The 15226-nt window shown below is 76.0% G+C and carries 13 protein-coding genes and 1 pseudogene; 6 read left to right on the top strand and 8 right to left on the bottom strand.

Going from position 1 to position 15226, the window contains the following annotated elements:
• The first annotated feature begins 2 nt into the window (after positions 1-2).
• The 3 genes from EKG83_RS31710 to EKG83_RS31700 all read left to right on the top strand — a co-directional run bounded on the left by EKG83_RS31710 (position 3) and on the right by EKG83_RS31700 (position 2505).
• Positions 3-464 (top strand): pyridoxamine 5'-phosphate oxidase family protein, encoded by a 462-nt coding sequence (locus EKG83_RS31710; RefSeq protein WP_033429259.1) that lies wholly within the window; start codon positions 3-5, stop codon positions 462-464.
• Positions 431-1102, top strand: a complete 672-nt coding sequence (locus EKG83_RS31705; protein ID WP_051764987.1) for an HAD family hydrolase — start codon at positions 431-433, stop codon at positions 1100-1102. The genes EKG83_RS31710 and EKG83_RS31705 overlap by 34 nt, the downstream gene beginning before the upstream one ends.
• A gap of 209 nt (positions 1103-1311) precedes the next feature.
• Positions 1312-2505 carry an esterase-like activity of phytase family protein gene (locus tag EKG83_RS31700; RefSeq protein WP_033429260.1) on the top strand — a complete coding sequence of 398 codons (1194 nt, stop codon included), beginning with the start codon at positions 1312-1314 and terminating at the stop codon, positions 2503-2505.
• A 211-nt stretch (positions 2506-2716) separates the two neighbouring features.
• Here EKG83_RS31700 and EKG83_RS31695 read toward each other — a convergent pair whose 3' ends face one another.
• Entirely contained in the window at positions 2717-3199 is a 483-nt protein-coding gene (locus tag EKG83_RS31695; RefSeq protein ID WP_051764989.1) for a helix-turn-helix domain-containing protein, read from the bottom strand.
• On the opposite strand from EKG83_RS31695, the pseudogene EKG83_RS48515 reads away from it, so the two are divergent.
• Positions 3198-4406 (top strand): annotated as a pseudogene (locus EKG83_RS48515) (MFS transporter); the annotation flags it as partial. The gene EKG83_RS31695 and the pseudogene EKG83_RS48515 sit on opposite strands and share 2 nt — an antisense overlap.
• Here the strand turns inward: EKG83_RS48515 and EKG83_RS49235 are convergent.
• Positions 4384-7452, bottom strand: coding sequence for an ATP-binding protein (locus EKG83_RS49235; RefSeq protein ID WP_033429346.1), 3069 nt, complete (start codon positions 7450-7452; stop codon positions 4384-4386). The pseudogene EKG83_RS48515 and the gene EKG83_RS49235 overlap by 23 nt on opposite strands.
• Positions 7453-7516: 64 nt before the next feature.
• Between EKG83_RS49235 and EKG83_RS31680 the strand changes: the two genes are divergently transcribed.
• Entirely contained in the window at positions 7517-8527 is a 1011-nt protein-coding gene (locus EKG83_RS31680) for an NADP-dependent oxidoreductase (RefSeq protein WP_033429261.1), read from the top strand.
• Positions 8528-8594: 67 nt separating this feature from the next.
• On the opposite strand, the gene EKG83_RS31675 is transcribed toward EKG83_RS31680, so the two are convergent.
• Positions 8595-8960: a hypothetical protein gene (locus EKG83_RS31675; protein ID WP_153278573.1), complete on the bottom strand. Its 366-nt coding sequence runs from the start codon at positions 8958-8960 to the stop codon at positions 8595-8597.
• 245 nt (positions 8961-9205) lie between these two features.
• Complete coding sequence (locus tag EKG83_RS31670) at positions 9206-10600, bottom strand: FAD-binding oxidoreductase (protein ID WP_033429263.1); 1395 nt, start codon at positions 10598-10600, stop codon at positions 9206-9208.
• A 166-nt stretch (positions 10601-10766) separates the two neighbouring features.
• Between EKG83_RS31670 and EKG83_RS31665 the strand changes: the two genes are divergently transcribed.
• Positions 10767-11618: an AraC family transcriptional regulator gene (locus EKG83_RS31665; RefSeq protein WP_033429264.1), complete on the top strand. Its 852-nt coding sequence runs from the start codon at positions 10767-10769 to the stop codon at positions 11616-11618.
• Positions 11619-11761: 143 nt separating this feature from the next.
• Here EKG83_RS31665 and EKG83_RS31660 read toward each other — a convergent pair whose 3' ends face one another.
• From EKG83_RS31660 to EKG83_RS48505, 4 genes are read right to left on the bottom strand one after another with little or no spacing between them, the layout of a single operon-like run.
• Positions 11762-12604 carry a 3-hydroxyacyl-CoA dehydrogenase family protein gene (locus tag EKG83_RS31660; RefSeq protein ID WP_033429265.1) on the bottom strand — a complete coding sequence of 281 codons (843 nt, stop codon included), beginning with the start codon at positions 12602-12604 and terminating at the stop codon, positions 11762-11764.
• On the bottom strand, positions 12601-13641 hold the full coding sequence (locus tag EKG83_RS31655) for an HAD-IIIC family phosphatase (protein ID WP_033429266.1): 1041 nt from the start codon (positions 13639-13641) through the stop codon (positions 12601-12603). Before EKG83_RS31655 ends, EKG83_RS31660 begins: the two co-directional genes overlap by 4 nt.
• Positions 13638-14711: an acyl-CoA dehydrogenase family protein gene (locus tag EKG83_RS31650; RefSeq protein WP_033429267.1), complete on the bottom strand. Its 1074-nt coding sequence runs from the start codon at positions 14709-14711 to the stop codon at positions 13638-13640. The genes EKG83_RS31655 and EKG83_RS31650 overlap by 4 nt, the downstream gene beginning before the upstream one ends.
• 3 nt (positions 14712-14714) lie before the next feature.
• Positions 14715-14990 (bottom strand): acyl carrier protein, encoded by a 276-nt coding sequence (locus EKG83_RS48505; RefSeq protein WP_033429268.1) that lies wholly within the window; start codon positions 14988-14990, stop codon positions 14715-14717.
• Between the last annotated feature and the right edge of the window lie 236 nt (positions 14991-15226).

Below are 15226 nucleotides of genomic sequence, written 5' to 3'. Positions count from 1 at the left end.
GCGTGTCCCGGCGCGCGTTGATCACCATGACCCCCGACGAGGTGTCGGCCTTCCTGGCGGAGCAGCGGGTCGTCACGGTGGCCACCATCGGCCCGAACGGCCGCCCCCACCTGGTGCCGCTGTGGTTCGTCGTCGAGGGCGACGAGCTGTGCGGGTGGACCTACCGGTCGTCCCAGAAGGTCCGCAACCTGCGGCGGCAGCCGGAGGCGACGCTCCAGCTGGAGGCGGGGGAGACCTACGACCAGCTGCGCGGCGTGAGCATGGAGTGCGACGTGCGGCTGGTGGAGGAGCCGGCCGAGGTGGCGCGGATCGGCGCGGCGGTGGCGGCGCGGTACTCCGGCGGGTACGGCGGGCCCGAGCTGGACGCGCTGGTGGCGCGGCAGGCGGTCAAGCGGGTGGGGCTGCGGTTCGCGCCGACGTCGGTGGTGTCGTGGGACCACCGCAAGCTCGGCGGTGCCTACTGAGGCTGGTCCTGTTCGACCTGGACGACACGCTGGTCGACCTGGCCGGCGCCTTCCGGCGGTGGGCGGTGGAGTTCGCGGCGGCGCACGGCCTGCCGGGCGGTGCGGTGCCGTGGCTGGTCGACGCCGGGCGGCGGGGTCCGAAGGACCGGTTCTTCGCCGCGGTCGGCGCCCGCTTCGGGCTCGCCGCGCCGGGGGAGCTGTGGGCGGCGTACCGGGCGCGGATGCCCGAGCTGGTGGTGCCGCGGCCCGGGGTGGTCGAGGGGGTGGCGGCGCTGCGCTCGGCGGGGTGGTTGGTCGGCGTGGTCACCAACGGGCAGGTGGACAACCAGGTGGGCAAGCTGAGGGGCACCGGCCTGCTCGACCTGCTGGACGGGTGGTGCGCGTCGGGCGAGGCGGGGGTGCGCAAGCCGGACCCGTCGCTCTTCCGGCTCGCGGCCCGGCGGTGCGGTTGGCGGGGCGGGGTCGGCTGGGTGGTGGGGGACGACCCGGTGCTGGACGTGGTGGGCGGGCGGGCCGCGGGGTTGCGGACGTGCTGGGTGGGGGCGGGGCGGCCCTGGCCCGGCGGGTTGGCCGAGCCGGACCGGGTGGTCGAGGACACGCACCTGGCGATCAGCGGGTTGCTGGCCGAGCCGGTGTGACGGTGTCCCCGATGGCTTCAGTGTTGCTCGAAAGCAACACCTGCGTCGTGGTTCGGTGGACAGGTCTTCAGGCGCCGCAGCGACTATTGGTGATCCTCTTCGTCGCTTCAGTGTTGCCCAAAAGCAACGCTCGTCCTGGACGGCTGCGGGAAACCGGCCGTGGAGGAGCGCGCCACCTCGCGTTCACCGGGCGCTCCTAGCGTGCGCGCATGAGGAAAACGTTGCTCGTCGGCTTGGCCGTGCTCGTGTCGGTGTCGGTCGCGGTGCCCGGGGCGGCGTCGCCGCAGGACCGCCGGAGCTGGGGGCGGGCGACGCTGACCGGGTTCGCGGCGCTCCCGGCGTCGACGTTCGTGCCCGCCAGCGAGCCGTCGGGGGCGGCGCTGGGCACGGCGCCCGTCAACGGGGTGGTGCCGCCGTTCGCGGACCAGCCGGTGCAGGGGTTCAGCGGGGTGCTGCGCAACGCCGACGGCACCTACGACGTGCTGTCGGACAACGGGTTCGGCACGAAGGCCAACAGCGCGGACTTCACCCTGCGCATCCACCGGGTGGCGCCGGACTTCGGCTCGGGTGCGGTGGACGTGGTCGGCGGCATCACGCTGACGGACCCGCACGGGCACGTGCCGTTCCCGCTGACGCGGTCGGACCGGGTGCTGACCGGCGCGGACTTCGACGTGGAGTCGATGGTGCGCGCGGAGGACGGCTCGTACTGGGTGGGTGACGAGTTCGGCCCGTACCTGCTGCACTTCGACCGGGCGGGACGGTTGTCGGCGCCGCCGGTGCCGCTGCCGGGGGTGTTCGCGCCGGAGAACCCGGCGGGTGCGCCGAACCTGGGGAGCAGCAAGGGGTTCGAGGGGCTGGCGCTGTCGGCGGACGGTCGGACCCTGGACGCGTTGCTGGAGGGCACGGTCGCGGGCGACGAGCCGGGCACGCTGCGGTTGAACGAGTTCGACGTGCGGTCCGGGCGGTACACCGGGACGCGGTGGACCTACCGGCTGGACCGGCCGGAGCACGCGATCGGTGACGCGATCACGGTGGACCGGAACCGGTTGCTGGTGATCGAGCGGGACGGCGCGCAGGGCGTGGACGCGCGGGTGAAGCGGGTGTACCTGGTGGACAAGCGGGACCGCGACCGGGACGGGGTGCTGGACAAGACGCTGGTGGCGGACCTGCTGGACGTGGCGAACCCGCGTGGTGTGGGTGGGTTCGGGGAGCGGTTCACGTTCCCGTTCACCACGATCGAGGACGTGGTGCTGCTGGACGACCGGACGATCGGCGTGCTGAACGACAACAACTTCCCGTCGTCGTCCGGGCGCACGCCGGGGAAGCCGGACGACAACGAGTTCATCACGCTGCGGTTGGACGGCGCCCTGGGCGCGGACCCGCGGGTGCTGCGCCGCCGCTAGATGGGTAAGCCCCAGGGGTAGGCGGCTGGAGACGTGGCGCGAGGGTGTCGTCGTACGGGTTGTGACGACCGACAGGGACACCCTCGCGACTGGTCACCCTGGCGGTGGTCCAGGTCTTGTCCGGATTCAGCTCCGAGGCCCGGTCCTGCGCCACCGACCGGACGCACCACACCCGGCGTGATCGCCCGCGTCCTGCAACGGGATCGATCACCTAGTCCGGACGGGCCCCGGTCGCGTCGTCGGCCGGGGCCCGTCCGCGCCCGCGCGGGTGCAGGGTGATCAGCAGCAGGGCGTCGAGCAGGCGGAGCCAGTCGGGTTCGGCGAGGTCGCGGCCGGTGAGGGCGGCCAGGCGGGCGAGCACGTCGAGCAGCCGGCCGGGCAGTTCGGCGGGGTCCTGGCCGGTGGCCTCGGCCAGTGCGGCGGCGTCCCGGCGGAACGCGGTGGTGCGGCCCAGGCGGACCAGGGCGGCGGGGAGTTCGGCCGGTTCCGCGACGTGCTCGGCGAACTCGACGGTGAGCGTGGTGCCGAGGGCTTCGGCCAGGCGGGTGAGGGCGTCGACGGTCGGGTTGCCGCGGCCGTTCTCCAGGTTGGCCACGTAGGGCACCGACAGGCCCGCGTCGGTGGCGACGGCGGCGACGGTGCGTCCGCTCGCGGCGCGCAGCGCGCGCAGGCGTGGTCCGAGCAGGTGTCCCATGCTTCTATCTTGTCAGAAGACATCCCCCGATGGTTATCTTCACGGGATAGGGGGTGTCGTGGTGCTGGAGGCATTGCGGATCAGGGACTTCCGGTTGCTGTGGGGCGCCCGCGCGGTCAGCTCGCTGGGCTCCTGGTTGCTCGTCGTGGTGGTGCCCGCGCACGTCTACCGGCTCTCGGGCGGTTCGGTCGCGCTGGCCGGCGCGGCGTTGGCGGCCGAGTTCCTGCCGCCCGCGGTGCTGGGGCCGGTCGCCGGGGTGCTGGTGGACCGGTGGGACCGGCGGCGGGTGATGGTGGCGGCCGACCTGGTGCGGGCGGGCGCGGTGGCGGGGTTGCTGTTCGTGCGCGCTCCCGGTGACCTGTGGCTGGTGTACGTGGCGCTGGTGGTGGAGAGCACCGGGACGGTGCTGTTCCGGCCTGCCGTGCAGGCGCACACGCCGGTGGTGGTGGGCACGGGCCCGTCGTTGAGCGGTGCGAACGCGGTGAACTCGCTCACCGACGGCGTGGCCCGGCTGGTGGGCGCGCCGCTGGGCGGCGCGCTGCTGGTGCCGGTCGGGTTCCCGGTGCTGGTGGTCGTGGACGCGGTGAGCCACCTGGTGTCGGCGGGGCTGGTGGCGCTGGTGTCGACGGGGGCGGCCGGCGCGCCGGGCACCGGCGGGGGGATGGCCGAGGGGCTGCGGTTCCTGCGGTCGGAGCGGACGGTGTGGGTGCTGTTGCGGGCGAGCACCGTGTTCCTCGCGGCGAACGCCGCGCTCGGCGCGCTGCTGGTGCCGTTCGGGATGGCCGAGCTGGGCGGGCCCGGCGCGGTGGGGCTGGTGATGTCCGGGCTGGGCGCGGGGTTCCTGCTGGGCGTGCCGCCGACCCGCCACCTGGTGGACCGGGTGCGGGTCGGGCCGCTGGTGGCGGGTGCGCTGGTGGTGACCTCGGCGGGTTTCGCGCTGCTGTTCGCCCCGACCGCGCCGGTGGTGGCCGCGGTGGTGGTGGGGTGCGCGGGGTCCGCGGTCCTGGTCGGGGTGCAGACCGCGGTGCAGCGGGCGACGCCGGCGCCGCTGCTGGGCCGGGTCGGGTCGGTGCTGTTCGCGGGTGAGGCGGTGGCGACGTTCGCGGGCGCGCTGGCGGGGCCCGCGCTGGCCGGGGTCGCGTCGGTGCGGGTGGTGGCGTGGGGCGCGTGCGGGGTGACGCTGCTCAGCGCCGTGCTCGCGGTCGGAGCCGGAACGCCTGTCGCGGGGTCAGGGCCGCGCCGCGGGCGAAGTGCCGGGCGAAGTCCCCGCCCAGCACCTCGACGAGCGCGGTGGTGGCGCGGTCGACGTCGCCGCGCTCGGCGGGCGGCAGGGGCGCGCCGCGGGACCGGCGGGCCGCGTCCGCCGTGCCCAGCAGGGTCGCGGCCAGCTCGGGTTCGTCGGCTGCCCGGGCGCACGCCAGGCCCTCCAGCGCCAGGGCCGTCGCGCGCGGGTCGCCGCTGGTGAGGGCCGCCCGGTAGCCCTCCTGGTGCAGGGCCAGGGCGCGCTGCCGGTCGCCGCGCAGTTCGGCGACGAAGCCGAGTTCGGCCAGCGGCAGCGCGTTGGCGCCGACCAGGCCCGCGTGGCGGTGCCGGTCCAGCACGGCCAGCAGGTGTCGTTCGGCGCCGTCGAGGTCGCCGGTGCGCCGCGCGCCCAGGGCCAGGCCCATCTCGGCGTGCGCCTCGCCGATGGGGTAGCCGTGCCGGCGGGCCAGGTCCCGGGACCGCTCGTGCAGCTCGCGCGCCCGCTCGTGGTCGCCGGTGAGCAGCGCGACGCGGCCCAGCTCGCCGGTCAGGTCGGCCGCGTGCGACCACAGCCGCAGCCGCTCGGCCTGGTGCAGGGCCGCCCGCAGGCGCCCGGCGGCGGCCGCGTAGTCGCCGCGGGCCTCGTCGATCGAGGCGAGGATGCCCACCACGCGCAGCTGACCCCAGGTGTCGCCCAGCTCGCCGAACAGGGCGGCGCTGCGCTCGCCGTCGCGGGCGCTCGCGTCGAGGTCGCCGCGCAGCAGCCACTGGAACGCCCGGTCGCCCAGCGCGGCCGCGGTGCCCCAGCGGTCCCCGGTGGCGGTGAACCCGGCCAGCGCCCGGTCGACCAGCGGTTCGCCCGCGGGCACGTCGCCCACCGCGTACAGCGCGTGGCCCAGCAGCCAGCAGGTGTGCGGCCCGTCGCACGAGGCCAGCACCTCGGCGACGCGCTCGTCGCGGTCGGCGCCGTCGCCCATCAGGACGGTGACGCCGGTGTGCCAGGCGACCGTGGCGGGCGTGCGGGCCACGGTGTGCACGGCCTCCAGCCGGCGCCGGGCCTCGCCGAGCCTGCCGCGCAGCACCCAGTACCAGGCCAGCGCGTCGACCAGGCGGGTGGCCACCGCGCCCAGCCCGCGGCGCACGACGTGGTCCAGCGCGGTGCGCAGGTTCGCCGACTCCGCGTCCAGCCGGTCCAGCCACTCCCGCTGGCCCGGCCCCCGCAGGTGCGGCGCGGCCTCCTCGGCCAGGTCCGCGTAGTGGCGGGCGTGCCGGGTCCGCACCTCGTCCAGCTCGCCGGCCTCCTCCAGCCGCTCCAGGCAGTAGGCGGCCACCGACTCCGCCAGCCGGTAGCGCCCGCCGGGTGCCGCCACGAGCACCAGCGACCGGTCCACCAGCCCGGCCAGCACGCCGAGCACGTCGTCACCGCCGCAGACCCGCTCGGCGGCCGCCAGGTCGCAGCCCTCGGCGTGCACGGCCAGCCGCCGCAGCACCTCGCGCGCCCGGTCGTCGAGCAGCTCCCAGCTCCAGTCCAGCACCGCGCGCAGGGTGCGCTGCCGCGGCGGCGCGTCCCGGTAGCCGCCCGCCAGCACCCGGAACCGGTCGTCCAGCGCGGCCGGCAGCGCGGCCAGGCCCAGCACCGGCACCCTGGTCGCGGCCAGCTCCAGCGCCAGCGGGATGCCGTCGAGCCGGGCGCAGACCGCCCGCGCCGCGGGCAGGTCCACCACCGCGTCCGGCGCGGCCGCGGCCACCCGGGCCAGGAACAGCTCGACCGCCGCGTCGGGGTCCAGCGGCGGCACCGGCCGGCGCACCTCGCCCGCCATCGCCAGCGGTTCCCGGCTGGTGGCCAGCACGTGCAGCCCCGGCGCGGCGGGCAGCAGCGCCGCCAGCAGCGCCACCACCCGCGCCACCACGTGCTCGCAGTTGTCCAGCACCAGCAGCAGCCGCTTGTCCCGCACCGCGCCCACCAGCCGGGCGACCACGTCGCCGAGGCCCGGTGCGCCGTCGTCGCGCACGCCCAGCACGGCGGCCACCAGCTCGGGCAGCTCCGGCGGCGACCCCGGCGCGGCCAGCTCCACCAGCCACACCCCGTCGGGGAAGGCGTCGAGCAGCCGCCGCGCGGACGCCACGGCCAGCCGCGTCTTGCCCACCCCGCCCGGCCCGGTCAGGGTGACCAGGCGGTGCGCGCCCAGCAGCCCCCGCACCCGCGCCACCTCGGCGTCCCGGCCCACCAGCGGCGTCAGCGGGCTGGGCAGGTTGTCCGCGGGCCGGGCAGGGCCGGGGTCCTGCGCCAGCACGGCCCGGTGCAGCGCCACCAGCTCCGGGCCGGGGTCCGCGCCCAGCTCCTCGGCCAGCCTGCGCCGCAGCTCCTCGTAGCCGGCCAACGCCTCGGCCCGCCGCCCCGACCGGTGCAGGGCGCGCAGGTGCGCCGCGCGCAGCCGTTCGCGCAGCGGGTGCCGCCGCACCGCCTCGGCCAGCTCCGGCACCAGTTCGGCGTGCCCGCCCAGCTCCAGCCGCGCCTCGGCCAGGTCCTCCAGCGCGACCAGCCGCAGCTCCTCCAGGCGGGTGACCTCCGCGCGCACCAGGGCCAGCTCGGCGAACCCGGCGAAGGCCGGACCGCGCCACAGCCCCAGCGCGTCGCCCAGCAGCGCCGACCGCGCCGCCGGGTCCGCCGCACCGCGCGCCCGCTCCACCAGCTCGGCGAACCGGTCGGCGTCGGTGGCCGCCGCGCGCAGCAGCCAGCCCGGCACCCGGGACTCGACCAGCCCGCGCCCGCCCGGCTCGGCCCCGGCCAGCGCCCGCCGCAGCTGCGACACCTTCGCGTGCAGCGCCCTGGTCGGGTTGCCCGGCCCCGCGCCGCCCCACAGGTCGGCCGCCAGGCGCTCCGCCGACACCGCCCGCCCGCGGTGCGCCAGCAGCGCCGCCAGCAGCGCGCGGACCTTGCGCTCGGGCACCCGGACCGCCGCGCCGTCCGCGGTCCGCACGTCCAGTGGCCCCAGCACCCCGAAGCGCATGCCCACACCGTAGCCACAACAAGATCCGAACCGAACCCGAACAGGCCGCGCCCACCATGGCGCCATGCCCGAGACCACCAGCCGGGAGGTCCGACTCGCCTCGCGCCCGGTCGGCTTCCCCGCGCCCGAGAACTTCGCCCTGGTCACCACCGCGGTCCCGGACCCCGGCCCCGGGCAGGTGCTGGTGCGCAACACGTGGATGTCGGTCGACCCGCACCTGCGCGCCCCGGTGGGCGGCGCGCCCTCGCACCTGCCGCCGCTGCGGCCCGGCGAACCGCCGGCGGGCGACGCGGTCGGCCGGGTCGTCGCCTCCGCCTCGCCCGACGTGCCGGTCGGCGCGACCGTCGCGCACCACCTGGGCTGGCGCGAGCACGCCGTGCTGGACGCCGCCGCCGTCACCGCCGTGGACACCGCCGTCGCGCCCGAGCAGGCGTACCTGGGGGTGCTGGGCACCCCCGGCCTCACCGCCTACGTCGCCCTGACCGAGACCGCCCCGGTGCGGCCCGGCGACGTGGTGTTCGTCTCCGCCGCCGCGGGCGCGGTGGGCAGCGTCGCCGGGCAGGTCGCGGCCCGGCTCGGCGCCTCCCGCGTCATCGGCTCCGCCGGCGGCCCGGTCAAGGTCGGGAAGCTGCTCGACGACCTCGGCTACGACGCGGGCCTGGACCACCACGCCGGCGGCATCGCCGCGCGCCTGGCCGAGGCCGCGCCCGACGGCGTCGACGTGTACCTGGACCTCGTCGGCGGCTACCAGCTGCAGGTCGCGATCGGCGCCCTGCGCGAGGGCGGCCGGGTCGCCCTGGTGGGCGCGATCAGCGAGTACGGCGCCACCGGCCCCGTGCCCGGACCCACCAACCTGCACGAGGCGGCCCGCAAGCAGCTCACCCTGCGCGGGCTGCTGGTCACCGCGCACCGGCACCGGTTCCCCGAGTACCGGTCCCGCGCCACGACCTGGCTCGCCACCGGCCTGCGCACCGAGGAGACCGTCTACGAGGGGCTGGAGCGGGCACCGGAGGCGTTCCTCGCCGTGCTGCGCGGCCTGAACACCGGGAAGGTGCTGGTCCGCCTGGAGCGGTGAGGGACCGGCGCCGCGCGTGTCCGGGGAACCGGCGCCGCCCGCGTCCGGGGAACCGGCGCCGCGCGGCTCACACGAGTGCCGGCCGGGCGGTGTCGGCGTACCGCCGGAACCACCAGTCCAGCAGCGCCCGGTTGCACGGCCGCGGCGGCACGGCCAGGGCCGTGCTCAGCACGACGTCCTCCAGGTGCGCGGTCGCGCGGTGCTTGCGGGTCAGGGCCGACTCCAGGCGGCAGACCGCGTCCATGTGCCGGAGCCGGGCCGCCCGGGTGCGGGCGCTGGCGGCCTGGCTGCGACGCCGGGCCTCCGCGGCCGCGAACGCCGCGACCCGGCTGAAGTGCCGGGCCTCCCTGGTCCGGTAGGCCGCCGCCAGGCCGCGTGCCCGGAGGTCGGCCACCCGTGCAGGGGCGAACTCATCGCTTCCCTGGTACCCCACGGGGACGAGTTTTCGCCCGGGGATCGCGACACGCCCACGGTGTTCACCCGAACGAGAGGGCCTGTTGCGCCGAACGGACCCGATCGTCGTAGTGCGAAGCGGTCAAGCCCGCTCCTGGGGGACCGCCCGGACCCGGGTCGTTGCCGACGGCGCGGGTGTCGTCGCCGGACGAGCCGCGTGGTGCGAACGGCTCGTTGACCCGCTGGGCTCTGCCGGCGTGTGGGCCCGATCCGATTCGACCGCGGTCACGGCCGGATGTTCTTGTTGAGGTGGAAGAAGTTGGCCGGGTCGACCCGGCGCTTGAGCGCGGCCAGCCGGGCCGTCTTCCGCTCGCCGTAGGCGTCGGCGACGCGGCGCGCGGGCTCGTCGGCGTCGAGGAAACCGGGGTGGGTGCGGCCGTCGGAGAAGCGCGCGAAGGCGTCCCAGCCCTCCCGGGTCCACCCGGTGTGGGCCGCGGTGCCCGCGGGGTCGCTCCAGGTGGACTGGAACATGCAGAAGAACCGGGCGTCCCGGCCGGGGAAGGCGGTGTCGTCCTCGGCGACGCGGGCGACGGCGCCCCCGAGGTGCAGCAGCTCGACCAGGCACAGCGGTGACACGGCGGCGCCGGCGTGGCGGACCAGGGCGGCGATCGCGTCGTCACCGAGCTCGGCGAGGTAGCCGGTGCGGATGCTCTGGCGGTAGCCGTAGTCGCCCGCGGGCATGCCGTCGAACATGCTCTGCAACGCCAGGTAGGGCATGGGGCCGACCATGTCGGCGGCGGGCGGTCCGAACTCGCGCAGCGGGCGCAGCGCCTCGTCGGCCTCCTCGGGCGGGCCGCTGTGGCAGACGCCGATCGCCACCGCGGGCTCGTTGTGCAGCGACTCGGGCAGGCCGGGCATCGGCGGCGCGGTCAGGGCGATGACCGTCGAGGTGACCGAGTCGGGCTCGACCGCGGCGTAGGAGCGGTAGAGGGCGAGCACGTCGGCCAGCCGGTCGCCGGGGTGGACCAGCAGCCCGGCCACGACCTCGCGGACCGGGTGCAGCCGGAACTCGAACCCGGTGACGACCCCGAAGTTGCCGCCACCGCCGCGCAGGCCCCAGAACAGCTCGCGGTTCTCGTCCTCGCTCGCGGTGAGCAGCCGGCCGTCGGCGGTCACCACGTCGACCGAGAGCAGGTTGTCGACGGTCAGCCCGTGCCGCCGCATGAGCCAGCCGACGCCGCCGCCGAGGGTGACGCCGGCGACCCCCGTGCCGGAGCACTGCCCGCCCGTCGTGGCCAGGCCGAACGCCTGCGTCTCGCGGTCCAGCTCGGCCCAGGTGAGGCCCGCCTGGGCGCGTGCGACGCGCCGCACCGGGTCGACCCGGACGCCCTTCATCGGCGACAGGTCGAGCACCACGCCGCCGTCGCACACGCCGTTGCCGGCCACGTCGTGACCGCCGCCGCGCACCGCCACCTCGACACCGGCCTCCCGCGCCACCGCCAGCGCGTGCAGCACGTCGGCCACGCCGCGGCAGCGGGCGATCACCGCGGGGCGCCGGTCGACCGCGGCGTTCCACACCACGCGCGCCCGGTCGTACCCGGCGTCACCCGGCTCCAGCAGCTCCCCGCGGAAGTCCGCGCGGATGGCGTCGGCCAACGTCCGATTGCCCGGGTCCGCCATGGTCCCTCCGCTCGTCGCGCCCGCTCCGGTTGTACGGCCGGCGGGCGCGGGGCACAACCGCCCACCGGGCGTCGTGGCCGGCTCCGCGACGACGACCGGATCGAACCGCGACGATCGGGCGCGACCGGGGTGCCCCCGGCCAGGGTTGACGTCGAGGGGAGGCCCGGTGATCGCAGCGCTCAACCGGCTCGTGGCCCTGGTCGAGGAGCACCTGGGCGAGGAGCCGGACATCGCCGTCGTGGCGGGTTCGTCCGGCACGACCGAGTACCACCTGCGCCGGATGTTCTCGTCACTGGCGGGCATGCCGCTGTCGGAGTACGTCCGCCGCCGCCGCATGACCGTCGCCGCCGCCGACGTGGTGCGGGGTGACGACCTGCTGACCACCGCCGTCCGGTACGGGTACGGCTCGACCGAGGCGTTCGGCCGGGCGTTCCGGTCGGTCCACGGCGTCGGCCCGCGCGACGTCCGCCGTGATGGAGGCCCCCTTCGCGCACAACCACAGCTCAGGTTCCGCCTGACCGTAGAAGGGAGCACCCCCATGGACACCCGCATCGTCGACCGGCCCGCGTTCCGCCTGGTCGGCCACGCTGCTCGCGTTCCGCTCATCCACCGCGGCGTCAACCCGCACATCCAGCGGCACATCGCTTCGCTGCCGCCGGAGGAGCACTCGCGGCTCAAGGCTCTCGGGGATGGTGAGCCGGGAGGGTTGCTGCAGGTTTGCGATGATCTCGACGAGGCCGAGTTGACCTATCTGCACGGGGTCGCCGTTTCGCGGGACGCGCCGGTGCCCGACGATCTCGACGCCATCGAGGTGCCGGCGGGGAGGTGGGCGGTCTTCCGGACCAGCGGACCTCACCCGGAGGTGTTGCAGACGACCTGGGCCGCGACGGCGACCGAGTGGTTCCCGTCCAACCCCTGGCGGTTGCGGCCGGGGCCCTCGGTGGTGGCGATCCTCGAACGGGCGGACGACTTCAGCACGGCTACCTGCGAGTTGTGGCTGCCTGTCGAGCCGGGGTGATGAGGTGGGCGAGGTGGTTCCCCGCCGCCGAGGTCGGCAGGGAACCACCCCCGCTCGCGCGGGGAACGACGACCCATACGCCGCCGACGGCCAGCCGCAGGAACCACCCCCGCTCGCGCGGGGAAACTACAGGTCGCAACGCCTCAGCGCCGCCAGGTGTGGAACCCCTGCCCCGTCTTCCGCCCCAACCGCCCCGCCTCGACCATCTCGGTGAGCAACGGGCTGGGCTCACAAGCCGGATCGGGCAGCAGGTCCCGCAGCACCAGCAAGGTGTCCCGGACGGTGTCCAACCCGATCAGGTCGGCCGTCCGCAGCGGCCCCATCGGGTGGGCGAAGCACGACTCGAACACCTCGTCGACGGTCGCCGCCCCGGCGGTCCCCTCCGCCACCACCTTCACCGCCTCGTTGATCGTCAACATCAGCACCCGGTTGGTCACGAACCCCGGCGCATCGCCCACCACGACCGCCTTCTTCCCCAACGACGCCAGCACCTCCACCGCCCGCGCCAGCGCCACCTCCGACGTCCCCGCCCCGCGCACCACCTCCACGGCGTCCTTGAGCGGCGCGGGGTTCATGAAGTGGGTGGCCAGCACCCGCTCGGGCACAGCGGTGACGGCGGCCAGCACGGCGACCGGGATCGCCGACGTGCACGACGCCAGCACCGCCTCCGCCCCGCACACGCCACCCAGCGCCGCGAACAGCTCCCGCTTCACCGAAACGCGCTCCGGCGCGCACTCCACGACGAAACCGCACCCGGCCAGCTCGGCCAACCCGGCCGTCCACCGCAGCCGCGCCCCCACCTCCGCCGGGTCGACGCGGGCACCACCCAGCAGGGCCCGCTGCCGCACGCCGTCGCGCACGCGCGAGGGGCCCGAGGCCAAGGCCGCCGGGTCCGGGTCCACCACGACGACCTCGTGCCCGGACGTCGCGAAGCACTGCGCCACCCCGGTGCCCATCACCCCGGCACCCACCACGCCGACCTTCACCGCCGCCTCCCGTCCACCAGCCGCACGTGCGGTGGCGGGGCGGGCGGCACCGGGGACGGCCGGGCCAGCACCACCCGGTCACCGTCCCGCTCCACCGGTTCGAAACCGGCGAACCGCAGCGTCACCAGCATCACCTGGTTGACCGGCGTGCGGACGAACCGCGCCACCGGGCGCCGCCCGCGCGCCAGCGCGTCCCGCACGATGTCGCCCAGCAGCACCGAACCCACCCCGCGCGACATCACCCGGCACGACATCAGCAGCAGCTCCAGCACCGCGTCACCGCCGACGTGCGCGACGACCGCGAGCCCGATCGCCCCGTAGTCGCCGAACCTGTCCCGCAGCCGGGCGACCAGCACGTCGTGCCCGGGGGACGCGCACAGGGCGCGCAGCTCGGCCACGTCGTAGGTGACGCCGGTCGTGTTGAGCTGGTGCGTGCGCACGGTCAGCTCTCGCGCCCGCTCCAGGTCCGCCTCGGTCGCCTCCGCGACGGTCAGCTCCAACCCCAGCGACGCCAGGAACTCCGCCGCCGACCCGTCGAACCCCCGCTCGGCCTCCGCGCGGTCCCGCTCGGTCAGGTACGCCTGGCGCCGCCCGCGCGACTCGGGCGTCACCGGGCCGGGCCGGAACTCGGGCAGCGACGCCAGTCGCCCGACCTGCTCGGCCGGGTAGCAGCGCACCTGCGGCAGCGCCGCGGCGACCTCGGCCAGTTCCGCGGCGTCGTTGTCGGTGAACGCGACGGTGTCCAGGCCGATGTTCAACTCGGCCGCGATCCGCCGCACCGCCGCTGACTTCGCGCCCCAGCCGACCTCCAGCGCGCAGAACATCCGGTCCAGGCCGTGCTCGGCGAGGTGGGCCAGCGCCGCCGGGCGGTCGCCGCGGCCGGCCACCGCGTGCAGGATGCCGCGCTCGTCCAGGCACGCCAGCGCCACCACCGCCTCCGGGCGCGGCACCGGTCGGTCGCCTTCGAGCACGACCCCGTCCCACAGCGTGTCGTCCAGGTCCCAGACCAGGCACTTGACCGCCGGCAACCCCGTCACGACCCACCTCGCAGCGCGTACCGGCCGAGGTGCTGCTCGGCCACCTCGTCGGAACCCTCGATGATCCGCATGACCGCGGCGTCGCGGTGGAACCGGCCCACGGTGCTGTCCGCGTCGACGCCCGCCGCGCCGTGCAGCCGCACCGCGTGCCCGGCGACGACCGACGCCGCCCGCGCCGCGCCGTACTTGGCCAGCACGGTCTCGTGCAGCGCCTCGGGGTCGCCGCGCTCGCGCAGCGCCGCGGCGTGGGCGCACAGCTGCCGGGCGGCCCGGACCTCCACCAGGCACCGGCCGAGCACCGCGCGCACGGCCTGGTGCTCGGACAGGGCCGTGCCGCCCTGCGCCCTGGCCGCGACGTGCCCGGCGGTGAGGTCCAGGCACGCCCCCGCCAGGCCCGCGCACCCCCAGGCCACGGTGAACCGCCCGTGGTCCAGCGCCGTGCCGACCACGTGCGACAGGCCGAACCCCGGCGGCGCCAGCACCTCGGCCACCGGCACGTCGTCGAAGCGCACGTGCGCGATCCGCGCCGCGCGCATCCCCAGCTGCCCGGTCACCGGCTCCACCACCACGCCCGGCCCGGCCTCCACCAGCACGGCCACCGGCCGCCCGCCCCGCGAGGCGAGCACCAGGAACACGTCGGCTAGCCCGCCGAAGGTCACCCACAGCTTGCGGCCGCGCAGCCGACCCGCCTCCAGGGTCGCGCCCACCGCCGCCAGGTCGCTGCCCGCGCCGGCCTCGGTCGCGGCGAACCCGGCCAGCCGGTCCCCGGAGGTCAGCGCGGGCAGCCAGCGGTCGCGCTGACCGGCGTCGCCCCAGCGCAGCACCGCCGCGGCCACCATGCCCTGCACGGTGACCAGGGCCCGCAACGCGCTGCACGTGCCGCCGAAAACCGCGCACAGCCGCCCCACCTCGGCGGGCGAGGAGTCCCGGCCGCCGTACCGGGCGGGCACGTCGGCGGCCAGGAACCCGGCCCGCGCGACCGCGCGCACGACCTCCGGGGGCACGCCGCCGTGCCGGTCCCACCCGGCCGCGTCCGCGCGCACCGAGTCGGCGAACGCCGCGGGGTCCACGGCTCACCGCGCCGCGGACAGCTTGCCGCGCACGAACGCGGCTATTCGGTTCAGGGTCCGGAAGTTGTCCAGGTCGAGGTCCTCGACCTCCACCCGGATCGCGAAGTTCTTTTCCACGTGGGTCACCAGTTCGAGGGCGAGCAAAGAGTTCACCAAGCCGAGGGCGAAATAGTCCTGGTCCGGTTCCAGGTGGGTTTCCGGCAGTGCCGAGGTGAAGAAGGCTCGCACCTGCTCGACGATCGGGTCGAGGTCGTCGTCCGCGGCGAAGTCGCTGGCCAAGTGACCTCCTCCGGTGAAGTCCCAGGCAACGTAACACGGCCGGACGAGCCGGGAGAAGTGAGGTTCGGAAATTCGCAAGCCGGTTACCGGGGAGTCGGGCTTCGGTTGTCCGAATGGGGTGCGGCCGATCGGCGGTTGCCCGCCGGGGAACCCGCTGGGACGGTCGGGAGCCCAGGGGGTCGAATTTCGGCGGCAATACCCGGAGTCAACTGGCGGAATCACGCATGGATGTCCAG

This window comes from Saccharothrix syringae (genome assembly GCF_009498035.1).
Taxonomy (GTDB): domain Bacteria; phylum Actinomycetota; class Actinomycetes; order Mycobacteriales; family Pseudonocardiaceae; genus Actinosynnema; species Actinosynnema syringae.
The sequence above is the reverse complement of the archived record's forward strand: the minus strand, read 5'-3'. Positions and strand labels throughout refer to the sequence as shown.